General features: G+C 39.5%; 1 protein-coding gene and 3 pseudogenes. All 4 read right to left on the reverse strand.

The features are described from left to right. Nucleotides 1–2,084 (reverse strand): annotated as a pseudogene (locus tag PVV66_RS08410) (hypothetical protein); the annotation flags it as partial. Between the two features lie 815 nt (nucleotides 2,085–2,899). Further along, nucleotides 2,900–3,061: a YadA-like family protein gene (locus tag PVV66_RS08415; protein WP_404977249.1), complete on the reverse strand. Its 162-nt coding sequence runs from the start codon at nucleotides 3,059–3,061 to the stop codon at nucleotides 2,900–2,902. Between the two features lie 614 nt (nucleotides 3,062–3,675). Continuing rightward, nucleotides 3,676–4,719, reverse strand: a pseudogene (locus tag PVV66_RS09755) (Vomp family autotransporter); the annotation flags it as partial. 291 nt (nucleotides 4,720–5,010) lie between these two features. Then, nucleotides 5,011–14,535 (reverse strand): annotated as a pseudogene (locus tag PVV66_RS08420) (hypothetical protein); the annotation flags it as partial. Nucleotides 14,536–14,558: the final 23 nt, after the last annotated feature.

The raw sequence follows: 14,558 nt of genomic DNA on the forward strand, positions 1-14,558 counted from the left end.
TCACGCAGACTACGCGCTAAAGTCATCTCTGCTACTTGCTTAACAAGAATACTGTCTCTTACATCAGCAATTTCATTATTTGTTGCCAAAAGCTGGGAACCAGTTACTGCTTCGGTCGATTCTGCTGAGAGAGAACCTTCTTTAATGCCTGTTATTGTCTTACTACCAGCATCAATACCACCCGTTGTTATTTTCGGACCATTCTCAATCACTAAACCCGTTGCATCTAAGGTATTTGTACCTGCTTTTAAGCTTGTTAACGTAACGTCTTTAGCCAGATCAAATTGTACCTTATTATCTTTATCACCTTTGGTAATTTTAAAATTTTCACTTCCAGTGGAAAAATCTACATCGCTGTCCATAAGAACAGTCTTGCCATTCTCACCGCCAACAGACAGTTTCCAGCCGTGTTTTCTTACAACTTCCTCTAAGTCTTGCAACTGTCTAAGGTTCACTGCATCGACAGGTTTGCTACCAGCTGCCACACCTGTGATTTGTCGTGTTATATTCTTATCAAGATTACCAACACTCACAGCGCCTCTCGTACTTTTCCATTGGGATTCGGTGTTTGTAGCCGGCCCTTGCAGAAGAGATGTATACCCAAAAACACCAGCAGCCCTATCGGACACAGAGTCGTTCCCGATAGCAACACCACCCTCAACTGTTACATTTGCATAAGAACCAATTGCAATACCACTCCCTCCTGATGCACTTGCATAAACACCCATAGCAACGCTGCTATCCGCTCCTGCTTTTGCTTTATATCCCATAGAAACAGAATATGTTCCTAATGCATCTGAACCCGCACCAAAAGCAGTAGCATAATCTTTTCCAGCAGTCGCAAAATCTCCCACAACTGTTGCAAAACCACCCTCTGCTTTTGTAATACTTTCACCCGCATTATAGTTACCTATTGCGATACTATTTACACCCAAAGCTTGCGCCCTGTGGCCTATAGCAATGCTATCTTTTTTTGACGCCGTTGCGTCAGCACCCAAAGCAACACTCATGTCCCCTGATACTTTTGCGTAATCACCAAGGGCAATACTTCTATCCCCATTCGCAGAAGCGCTGGCACCTAGAGCAACACCTTTCTCTTTTGATGCATTTGCGCCATTACCAATTGCAATACCTTGATCTCCTGATACTTTTGTCAAAAGACCTATAGCAATACCTTGTTTTCCTGATGCGGTTGCAATATGGCCTAAAGCAATACTATCCTCTGCTAATGCTTTTGAGGAATGCCCTAAAGCAGTACTGCCTTTCCCCTGTCCAGATGCAAAAGCACCTAGGACAACAGCATTATCAGCGCTTGCGTTTGCAACAGCACCAATAGCAATTCCTTGAAAATTCTGAGCGACAGATGCTAAACCTATAGCTATAGCTCTCTCAGCTAAGGCTCGCGCTGCGGTGCAACCAAGCTTACCTTCTATATTTTTACATTCGGGGTCTTCTCTGCCTATTGCAATACTCGAATATTCAGTTGCTTTTGCGTTCTCTCCCAGCATAACACCTTGATTAGCTCTTGTCTCTCGCAGCATTTCATTAATAGGAATCAATCGTTTTGTTATGGTGTAGTCAAACGCTGGTGCAAAAACATCAGAAGATTCCTCTTCCCTATTAAAATCTCCTTTTACAAATGTTTTTGGCGCTTTTAACAGTGCAGCATTCCCAACTTTTAATATATCTTGCACATATCTTTGCGCAGAATCGCTGTCTTCTACCAAAACATTTATTATAGAGCTCTCATCATTCTTACCAGACAGAGTTCTAGTTAAAAAATTTGCATAGTCACTAGAAGTTTTAACCTTTTCTGCTCCTGCTTTATTGAGTACTGTTAAATAATCCTCTTTTGAAACAGAAGAAGCATTCAAACCAGCAACAGAGACAATGCTTTGTGGATAAGAGATACCAGCACTGTTAACACCTTCGAGAAATACGTTTCTAAAATCAGAATTTGCTGAAAAAACAGAAGCAACACTCGATAAAAATGTAGCCGCTGTAGCCAACGAAAGAATTTTAACAAAAGAAAAACGAGAACGCTTTAATTCACTCGTTGCTTGTGGGGCATATAATTTTTTCATAACAAACTCTCCAATGAAAAAACCTAAAAACACCTCCAAAACATAAAAAAGACACATTTCAGCATTATTGATTTCTCTTGAATTTGAAGTTAGAGAATCATTGCTTAGAGCATGAACATTTTGAGTCTTTAATCTTGTTTTGTTTGTGCTTTCTATAATGAGATCTAAATATTTTTTTGGTTGTGCTTTTCGGACATAAATATGACACATTTAGATTCTAAGGGTTTTAATGTGCTGTTTTTTACTAACTAAAAAGGTTTTTCATATTTGATATTACTTTTTACTTGGTAGTTGTTACTATAAAATCGTTTTACAAAGGTTTTGTTATGTATTTTCCTAATTATAGACTTTAGTTTTATTAAAAAGCATTTTTTTTAATAACAAGTAAAGTAAAAAAAATATTTTTATATGTTCGAGATATGGTTTCCCTTGGATGATTGGCTTATTAGTTAGGTTTTCTCTTTTCAAAATATCATGTAATGATATATGCGCGATTTTGTGATATTCTTTTTATCTTTACGCACTGCTTATCCCCCCTTTGAAAGTTATTTTATCAAAATGAGTCTTACTAATATACATTTCTGTACTATTATAGACTGTTCAAGAAAATAGCAACATAAAAATATGACTTTTTAGCAATATGGATTCTATTGTGATATTTTTGCAATAAACGCATATAAAGATTTTCTATAAAATCTCAAAGTTTATAGCGTCATCAAATATTATCTCTAGTTAAATACTGTGCGTCTGTAAAAAAAATCACCCTCATTTCAATAAATGAGGGTGATTATTTTGTTCAGTTTTCGTTGTTCGTATTATTTTATTTTCAGAGTGATTGCACCACCTATTCCCCAATGACCACCAGCGCTCGTGGCAGAGAGATTAGAGCGAATTTTTCCGTTTTCAGATGTATAGCCAGCTCCAATAGCAAATACGGATTGTCCACGCCATGCGCCGCTACCAAATGAGACACTCAAAGACCCTGGTTCGTCGAAGTACCGTAAGTTAGATACGCTAAACCAACAGCCGCTGCTTATCCTGCTTCTTTCTGAGCTGTCCTAATATCATATCTTAATGCTTCAAATTTTGTATCCGTGTAAAATTTTACATCATTAACACCATTACTCATCGCATTATCCTATGGATTCAGCAAAACATTTATTTGTATATTTTTTCGCATCACCAAAAACTATCTTAATCTGCTGCGCACTGTTATGTAATTGATCACCTTTTATGTCATTATACAATCCAATAACAATCTTATCAGAAGTAGAATTATTGCAAAATAATCCCCCCTATCTTGTCATAAGAAAATAATGCGCATTCATTAATAATATTATTGTAATATATATTTCTCTTATAAGGAAAAAACTCTCTTAAAAAGAAATATCGATTATTCAAATAATTCCTTTTGGAGATGATAAACGATTTTTTCATATAAAATTTCACAATAAAAAATACATTTTTACTCGAAATACACCCTTATCTTCTATTGCTATTCATTTATGACGAAAATAACTTTCCTTCTCTTAAAATACCACATATGACGCATTTAATAAGAGAAGGAAAATTTATTTTGGATTCTCTATTGTTAATTCAGTGTTATCCTAAATCCAGCACCTACCCCCCAATGCCCCCCAGCACTTGTTGCAGATATGTTAGAGCGAAATCTTCCATTTTCAGACATATAACCAGCCCCAATAGCAAATGCGGATTGACTGCGCCATAAACCACTACCAAATGAAAAACTTAATTTTCCTGGTGTATCGTCATAGCTTAAATTCGATACTGCCAAGCCAATAGCAGCAGCTTGTCTTGCCTCCTTGCGGACATCCTCAATGGCATAATTTAACGTCTCAAACTTCATATCTGTATAAGCTTTGGACTCACTAACACTATTGTTGGCTATATCATTGATGTGCTCATCCGTATACTTCTTTGCATCTTCAAGGACTATCTTCATCTGCTGATCCGTATAATCATGCAACTGACCTCCATTGACGGCCTCTTTCGAACCTTTTTCAATCTTTCCATCGGCTACATTGTCTATCAATACTGGATCACTCTCATTGCCTCCAACTAACGTGATCTTATTCGTCTTATGACCTTCTTTATCTTTATCATACTTAACTGCTCCATCCGTTGAAGTCGCAATATCTTTTACTTGCTGGTCAATACTATCTACCTTACTTTCAACCTTGCTAACCCTATCATTCGTCTGCCAAAGCTGTCCTCCATTCACAACATCTTGTGAACCTTCTTCTATAAGGCCATCAGATACATTGCTAATCTTACTCGACGCACCATTATGTTTCCCATCATAAGCTCCAATCTCTTTATTCCAATTCAGACCATTCGAAGAGACATCTTTTTCAACTTCTTTTATACGATCATTGATCGTAGACATGCTTCCATTAATACCTTCAAACGCACTCGCTACATCATGATAGCTTTTGTCATCATCAGAACTACCGTCACTCTTGAAACGCGCTACCTTAAACTCTGGTGATATCCAGCCGCCATCCTTATAACCAGCGCCTCCTCCAAAATATCCCGCTAACGTATTGCTCATCGAATAAAGCTGAGAACCATTAATCGCTTCCATTGAGCCGTCTGAGAGCAAACCGGCTTTTACCCCGGACAGAGTCCGTGCTGCTCCATCAACATTTGCTAACGTAACTTCAGTACCGCTCTTTTCTCCTCCTACACTAATAACATGCGTCTTATCATCCTGCTTAACAAGGCTATCTCCCACAACTTGGTTTATCTCATTCTTAAGCTCTTGATGAAGGTTCTCAAAAGACGTACCTACTCCCGCAAAGGCTGCCGCTACATCATCATACTTTTCCTCCTCAACAGAACCTCCTTCTTTCTTAACGGTCTTAACTTTGAAACTGGGAGCTACCCATTGACCATCTTTATAACTAGCACCGCCACCAAAATAAGTCGCAAGCGTCTCATTCAAGGAATAAAGTTGCGAGCCATTCACCGCTTCTGTCGATGTTGCAGAAAGTGTTCCTGCCTTCACACCAGACAAGCTACGGGCCATACCTTCACTATTGGAAAACGTGATTTCTGTTCCGTCTTTCTCTGATCCTATCTTGATAACCCTGCTCTTGTCATCAAACTTAACAAGACTATCACTCACTACTTGGCTTATCTCATTCTTAAGCTCATTTTTAATATTCGTGAAAGAATTTCCAACTCCAGCAAACGCTTCCGCTACACTCGCATAATCCTCTTCTCCAGAACCCCCATCATCCTTGATGGTTTTAACCTTAAAACTTGGGGCTGTCCATGTGCCATTTTCATAACTCGCTCCACCACCAAAGGACTTAGCTATATTCGTAGCTGCTGTTTGCAGATTGTTAGATACGGTACTGACATTTTGATTGGTCGCAAAAAGCTGAGAACCATTTACCGCTTCTGTCGATGTCTCTGAAAGCTCTCCGCCCTTCACTCCTAAAAGGGTCCGCGCAGCATTATCAACATTTGCTAACGTAACTTTCGTACCGCTCTTTTCTCCTCCTACACTAATAACATGCGTCTTATCATCCTGCTTAACAAGGCTGTCTCCTACAACTTGCTTAATCTCATTCTTAAGCTCTTGATGAAGGTTCTCAAAAGACGTACCTACTCCCGCAAAGGCTGCCGCTACATCATCATACTTTTCCTCCTCAATAGAACCTCCTTCTTTCTTAACGGCCTTAACTTTGAAACTGGGAGCTACCCATTGACCATCCTTATATTGAGCACCACCACCAAAATAAGTCGCAAGCGTCTCATTCAAGGAATAAAGTTGCGAGCCATTCACCGCTTCTGTCGATGTTGCAGAAAGTGTTCCTGCCCTCACACCAGACAAGCTACGGGATACTCCATCAGTATTCGCAAGCGTAACTTCAGTACCACTCTTTTCTCCACCTATACTAATAACATGCGTCTCTTCATTCTGCTTAACAAGACTATCACTCACTACTTGGTTAATCTCATTCTTTATCTCTTTATGAACATTCGTCAAAGAACTTCCTACACTAGCAAGCGCATCCGCTACATTCTCATAGCTCTTCTCTTCAGCAGCACTCCCATCAGAATTAACTGTCGAAACCTTGAACTGTGGAGCAGTCCATTGACCTTCCTTATATTCAGCCCCACCACCTAAATAGGTCGAAACCTTATCATTGGTCTCAAAAAGCTGAGAGCCATTGACGGCATCGCTCGATCCTTCCGAAAGGTGACCTTTGGCAAGGGACGTAATCCTACTGTGGCTTTTCTTATCTCCATGTTGGGCTACAAAGGCCTCTTCTTCCTTGTTCCATAACAAAGCATCTCCTTGAACCTCTTGAGTAATATTCGTGATATTTTGAGTAAGTTCGTTAAACTTATTCGTCAAATTATTATTCACATTCTTAACATTTGTATCAATTCCTGCAAACGCACTTCCAACATCTTTAAATTCTGTCGTCTCTACCTTACCATTAGTATCAACCTGAGATAATTGATAGGTTGGTCCTGTAAAGGCTCCATTGTTAAAGGAGGCTCCGCCACCTAAGAATTTTGCTATATCTCCACCAATGTTATAAATCTGACCACCAGTAACCGCATCATGCGATTTTTCAGAAATACTACCATCGGCAACATTGTGAAGAGCCGTGTGGGTTTTATCTTTACCACCTAAAGTTATACTCCCATAATCAACAGCACTATTTTCACCATCTGTTTTATCATAATGAACAACCGCTGAATCATCAGACTGAAGATGATTAATCTGGTTGGTAATATCTTTTTTGATGTTCGTAAAAGATGTACCAACACCTTCAAAAGCATCTGCTACATTCTGATAAGTTTTCTCTTCTTCTTTGCCATCATCTTTAACAGTTTTTACTGTAAAAGATGGTTCACTCCATACGCCATCTTTATAACCAGCGCCACCACCTAAGTAAGTAGAAAACTTATTATTTGTCTCAAAAAGCTGAGAACCATTGATGGCATCGGCTGAGTTTTCTGCAACTTTACCTTTCCCAACATTATGCAAAGCAACAGTGCCGGTGTTTGGATCCCCAAAAGTAACACTATTCTTATTAACCTTACGTAATGACCTGGAAAGAGTATTAACTTCATCTGAATCTGCTTCTTCATCATAGAAAACTGCTAATGAACGAACATCTGCTATTTCCCCAGAAAGTTTAGTCACATTATCATCAAGCTGACCTTTGTTAACTGCTTCATTGCTATGCTCTGCATCCTTAACTCCTGAAAGGATTCTATCTTTACTATCCTGATCAGAAATTGTGATTGTATTACCACCTTTTTCTGCTCCAATCTTGACTACTTGTTTCTCTTCATCCCACTTTACTAGACTATCACTGACAACATTCGTAATATCTTTTTTAATATTCGTGAATGAATTACCAACATCAGACAAAGCTTCTGCTACTGTATCATACTGCTTCTCTTCAATGGTAACGCCATCATCTTTAACAGCATTAACCTTGAAGCTTGGTGCTTTCCATTCTCCTTTCGCATTATAACCAGCACTAACATCTAAATACTTAGCAAATTTATCACTTAAAGAATAAACCTGGGAACCATTAATAGCTTCTGTCGAGTCTTTCGTAACATCGCCGGCAGCAAGAAATTTAATCTTACTATTTGCTTTCGTATCCCCTGTTTCATGCTGCGCTACAAACGCACCCTCAGTACTACTCCAATTTAAAGAATCCTTCGCAACGCCTTCTGAGACTTCCTTAATACGATCATTCACATTCTTGATATTCGCATCAAGACCGCTAAACGCCGTACCAACATCAGTAAAGGACTTATCCGTAACCTGACCTTCTTTAGTAACATCAGATAATTTATAGGTTGGCTGTGTAAGACCACCATCTTTAAAGGATGCTTCACCTCCTAAAAACTTTGCAACATCTTGAGAGATGGTGTTAATCTGACCACCAGTAACCGCATCATGTGAGTCCTTAGAAATACTACCATCGGCAACATTGTGAAGAGCCGTGAGGGTTTTATCTTTACCACCTAAAGTTATACTCGCATAATCAACAGCACTATTTTCACCATCTGTTTTATCATAATGAACAACTGCTGAATCATCGGACTGAAGATGATTAATCTGGTTGGTAATATCTTTTTTGATGTTCGTAAAAGATGTACCAACACCTTCAAAAGCATCTGCTACACTCGGATAAGTCTTTTCTTCTTCTTCTCCATCCTTTTTAATCGTTGTAATCTTAAAGCTTGGATCTTTCCATTCGCCTTTTGCATCATAACCAGCACTAACATCTAAATACTTAGCAAATTTATCACTTAAAGAATAAACCTGGGAACCATTAATAGCTTCTGTCGAGTCTTTCGTAACATCGCCAGCAGCAAGAAATTTAATTTTGCTATTCGTTTTGGTTTCTGCTCCATGTTGCGCACTAAAGGCACCATCAGCATTACTCCATAGCAAAGAATCCCCTTTAACTTCTTTGGTAATGTCGTCGATTTTTTTATTAAAATCTTCAACAACATTCGTCAGATGCTTGTTAACATTTGTGAAATTTGTATCTATTCCTGCAAAGGCTAAACCAACATCATTATATGTCTTGTTTTCACCTTCTTTACCATCCGCACTGAAAGCTTTCAGCATAAAGCTTGGCGCTGTCCATTGCCCTTCTTCATACTTAGCGCCACCACCAAAGGACTTAGCTATATTCGTAGCTGCTGTTTGCAGATTGTTAGATACGGTACTGACATTTTGATTGGTCGCAAAAAGCTGAGAACCATTTACCGCTTCTGTCGATGTCTCTGAAAGCTCTCCGCTCTTCACTCCTAAAAGGGTCCGCGCAGCATTATCAACATTTGCTAACGTAACTTTCGTACCGCTCTTTTCGCCTCCTACACTAATAACATGCGTCTTATCATCCTGCTTAACAAGGCTATCTCCCACAACTTGGTTTATCTCATTCTTAAGCTCTTGATGAAGATTTTCAAAAGATGTACCAATCCCTGCAAACGCTGAAACTACATCTTCATAGCTTTCCTCCTCAACTGCACCGCCTTCTTTCTTAACTGTTTTAACCTTGAAACTTGGAGCTACCCATTTGCCATCCTCATATTTAGCACCTCCGCCAAAATAACTAGAAAGTGTATTACTCATTGAATAAAGCTGAGATCCATTAACCGCATCACTCGATTCTTCCGAAACAACTCCTGATTTAACGCCTGTCAAAGTCCGTGGGGCATCGCCACTATTGGCAATATTAATGCTGTTACCACCTTTTTCTGCTCCTATCTTAATGACCTTGCTCTCTTTATCCTGCTTAACAAGACTGTCTCCCACAACTTGGCTAATCTCATTCTTAAGCTCTTTATGAATATTCGTGAAAGATGTACCAACACTCGCGAAGGCTTTTGCTACATCATCATAGCTCTGCTCTTCAACGGCACTGCCATCTTCTTTAACTGTCTTAACTGTGAACTTAGGAGCCGTCCATTGGCCATCTGCATACTTAGCGCCACCACCTAAATAAGTCGCAACAGTCTTATTGCTATCAAAAAGCTGAGAACCATTAACTGCATCCGTAGAAGTTTCAGAAATGATACCATTGGCAAGTGATGTGATCTTGCTATTTGCTTTCGTATCTCCTGTTCCATGCTGCGCTACAAAAGCACCCTCAGTACTACTCCAATTCAAAGAATCCTTCGCAACACCTTCTGAGACTTCCTTAATGCGAGCATTCACATTCTTAATATTGTCATCAAGACCAGAAAAAGCTGTTCCAACATCATTATAGGTTTTGCCATCTACCTGACCGTCTTTAGAAACTGTCGATAAATCATACTGTGGTTGTTTAAAACTTTTGCCATCAAAGGATACATTACCACCTAAAGCTTTTGATAAATCATTTGTGATGCTATCAAGCTGTCCACCCGTAACCGCATCATGTGAATCCTTAGAAATACTACCATCGGCAACATTATGAAGACCAACGGCGGTAGAACCCTTTCCTTTTCCTAAAGTAACATTCGTATAATCTATTTCACCCTTGTCCTTCTTATCATAATGAACAACCACTGAATCATCAGACTGAAGATGATTAATCTGGTTGGTAATATCTTTTTTGATGTTCGTAAAAGATGTACCAACACCTTCAAAAGCACTCGCTACATTCTGATAAGTTTTCTCTTCTTCTTTGCCATCATCTTTAACAGTTGTAACCTTGAATGTAGGAGCTGTCCATGCGCCATTCTCATAGCTAGCTTCACCACCTAAAGACGTAGCAACCCCAGTACCCAGTAAATAAAGCTGAGAACCATTAACCGCATCATGGGATTCTGAAGAAATGGAACCATTGCCAACATTATGCAAAGCAACAGTGCCGGTGTTTGGATCCCCAAAAGTAACACTATTCTTATTAACCTTACGTAATGACCTGGAAAGAGTATTAACTTCATCTGAATCTGCTTCTTCATCATAGAAAACTGCTAATGAACGAACATCTGCTATTTCCCCAGAAAGTTTAGTCACATTATCATCAAGCTGACCTTTGTTAACTGCTTCATTTCTACGCTCTGCATCCTTAACTCCTGAAAGGATTCTATCTTTACTATCCTGATCAGAAATTGTGATTGTATTACCACCTTTTTCTGCTCCAATCTTGACTACTTGTTGCTCTTCATCCCACTTTACTAGACTGTCGCCCTTCACATTTGCAATCTCATTTTTTACATTGCTAATCGCTGTGTTAACATTTTCGAAAGATGTACCTACACCTTCAAAAGCACTCGCTACATTCTGATACGTTTTATCTTCTTTATCACCATTTTCCTTAATGGCTTTAACCTTGAACTGAGGAGCCGTCCATTGACCTTCCTTATATTCAGCCCCACCACCTAAATAAGTCGCAACACTCTTATTGATCTCAAAAAGCTGAGAACCATTAACTGCATCCGTGGAAGTTTCAGAAATGGTACCATTGGCAAGTGATGTGATCTTGCTATTTGCTTTCGTATCCCCTGTTCCATGCTGCGCGCTAAAAGCATCCTCATCCTTGCTCCAAGACAACGAATCCTGTGCAACGCCTTGAGAAACTTCCTTGATCCGCTGATTCACATTCTTGATACTCGTATCAAGCCCCTCAAAAGCTATACCAACATTTTCAAATTCAGCCTCTTCTTCCTTACCATCTTTAGAAACCTTAGATAATTTATAGGTTGGACCCGTGAAAACACCATCTGTAAAGGTTGTACCACCACCCAAAAACTTCGCAATATCTCCAGAAATTGTATTAATTTGCCCACCATTGACCGCATCACGTGAATCCTTGGCAATCTCACCATTGGCAACATTGTGAAGTGCAACAGCTTTTGCTTCTTTACCTTTCCCCAAAGTTACACTCGTATAATCAGTTTCATCACCTGTTTTATCGTAATGAACAACCGCTGATGCATCAGACTGAAGACTATTGGAAAGATCCTTCAAACTTTGATCAAGCTGACCTTTGTTAACAGCTTCGTTATCATTCTGCGCTGTCTTTACACCAGAAAGTGTCCGTTCTCCACCATCTTTATTGGCTATATTGATTTCACCACCGGCTACTTCTTTACCAATAGTAATAAGACCTGTATCATCCTGCTTAACAAAGCTATCACTTATCATAGTGCTAATCTCATCATGAATACTCTTGAAAGAAGAACCTACACTTTCAAAAGCATCCGCTACATTCTTATATGACTCCTCAGTAATATTGCCATCAGAACCAATTTGCTTAACCTTGAAATTAGGATCTGCCCATTTGCCACTCTCATACCGTGCACCTCCACCTAAATAGCTAGCAACATTCTTATTGGTCTCAAAAAGCTGAGAGCCATTGATGGCATCGGTTGAGCTTTCTGCAACTTTACCTTTCCCAACATTGTGCAATGCAACAGTGCCCGTGCTAGGATCTCCAAAAGTCACACTATTTTTATTAACTTTACGCGCTGATCTGAGAAGGGGATTGACATCTTTTGGCTCTACTTCTTCATCATAAAAAACCGCTACTGAACGTACATCTTCTATTTCTTGATCAAGCTGGCCTTTGTTAACCGCTTCATCATTCTTTGCTGCTTCCTTTATACCAGACAAGGTCCGTGCTGCACCATCAGTATTCGCAAGCGTAACTTTAGTACCGCTCTTTTCACCACCAATCGTTATAACATGTGTATCAGCATCTTGCTTAACAAGACTATCACCCACTACTTGGTTAATCTCATTCTTTATCTCTTTATGAACATTCGTCAAAGAACTTCCTACACTAGCAAGCGCATCCGCTACATTCTCATAGCTCTTCTCTTCAGCAGCACTCCCATCAGAATTAACAGTCGAAACCTTGAAGTTTGGTGTTGTCCATGCGCCATCTTTATAACCAGCACCACCGCCTAAATAGGTTGCAACAGCCTTATTTGTCTCAAAAAGTTGCGAACCATTGACCGCATCCGTTGAATTTGCTGCAATGGTACCATTGGCAAGATACTTAATCTTACTATTAACTTTCGTATCTCCTGATCCATGCTGTGCTACAAAGGCTTTATCGGTTTTGCTCCACAACAAAGCATCGCCTTGGACTTCTTGCGTAATATTCGTTAGTTTTTCATCAAACTTTTTGACCTCATTCGTTAGATGAGTATTCACATTCTTGACACTCGTATCAAGATCAGAAAAGGCTGAACCAACATCGTTATGTGATTTAGTCGTTACCGTACCATCATCAGAAACATTAGAGATGTTATAAGTCGGAGCTTTAAAAACACCCTCTGTAAATGCAGCATCGCCACCTAGATAAGATGCAACACTGCTCCCTAGGGTATGAATCTGACCACCATTGACAGCTTCATTTGAATTTTCACCGAGATCCCCACCCATGAGACCGGAAAGTTTTCGCCCTCCATTATCTTTGTTCAAGATACTGATTTCGCTACCACCAGTTCCTTTACCAATCGTGATAAGACCTGCTCCTCCATCACGCAGACTACGCGATAAAGTAATTTCTGTTGCTTGCTTAACAAGGATACTATCTCTTACATCCCCAATCTCACCATTAAGAGTCGTGAAAGTGCTATTAACTCCTTCAAAGGCTTCCGCTACATTATGATAAGTCTTCTCTTCACCTTTTGTGCCATTAGCACCAAATTGTGCAACTTTGAAACTGGGTTCTGTCCATTGACCATTCTCGTACTTAGCTCCACTGCCAAAATACTTTAAAATTTCACCGCCCATTGAATAAAGCTGACCACCTGTAATAGCGTCTGTCGAATCCTTAGAAACATCACCAGCGTGCAGAAACGTAATCTTGCTGTTTTCTTGAGTTGCTACAGCTCTACCTTTTTCTTCTTGCTTCTTTTCATGACGCGCTACAAAGGCATTGGCTTCATCATTCCACAATAAGGAATCATGCGCAACGCCCTCTGAGACTTCCTTAATACGATCATTCACAGTCTTGATATTCTTATCAAGTCCTTCAAAGGCTAAACCAACATTAGTAAAGGCAGTCGGTGAACTCACTCCATCTTTAGTAATACTGGATAAATTATAAATCGGTTTTTTAAAAGTGCCATTCTCAAATGATGCATCACCCCCTAAAAATTCTGCAATATTCTGAGAGATTGTATTAATTTGATCACCCGTGATCGCATCACCTGAACCCTTAGCAATCTCACCATTGGCAACATTGTGAAGTGCAACCGAGGCAGCATTCTTGCCTTTTCCTAAAGTTATGCTCTCATAATTAATACCGCCAGTTTCTCCAGCTTTTTTATCATAATGAACAACGGCTGATTCATCAGACTGAAGACTATTAGAAAGCTTTTCTAAACTTTTATCAAGCTGGCCTTTGTTAACTGCTTCATTGTCCTTCGTTGCTGTTTTCACACCGGAAAGCGTTCTATCCCCTTGGTCCTTATTGGCGATATTGATTTCACTGCCTTCTACTTCCTTACCAATAGTAATAAAATTTGTATTTGCATCTTTCTTGACAAGGCTATCGCCTTTCACATTGGCAATTTCATTGGTAATCTCATTTTTTACATTTGTGAGGGAAGTGCCAACACCCGCTAAAGCTTCAGCTACAGTATCATACTTTTTATCCTCAGAATTGCCATCATCTTTGACTGTTGTAACCTTGAAGCTTGGGGCTGTCCATTCACCTGCGTCGTTATATCCAGCACCTCCACCGAAATACGTCGCAACTGTCTTATTCATGGAATAAAGCTGTGAGCCATTGACTGCATCTGTTGAACTTTCAGTAATATCACCAGCGTGCAGAAACGTAATCTTGCTGTTTTCTTGAGTTGCTACAGCTCTGCTTTTTTCGCCTTTGCTCTTTTCATGACGCGCTACAAAAGCATGAGCGTCATCACTCCATAACAAGGAATCATGTGCAACACTTTCAGACACTTCCTTAATACGATCATTCACATTCTTGATATTCGTATCAAGAC

It is taken from the genome of Bartonella sp. AU16XJBT (assembly GCF_028618665.1).
GTDB lineage: Bacteria > Pseudomonadota > Alphaproteobacteria > Rhizobiales > Rhizobiaceae > Bartonella.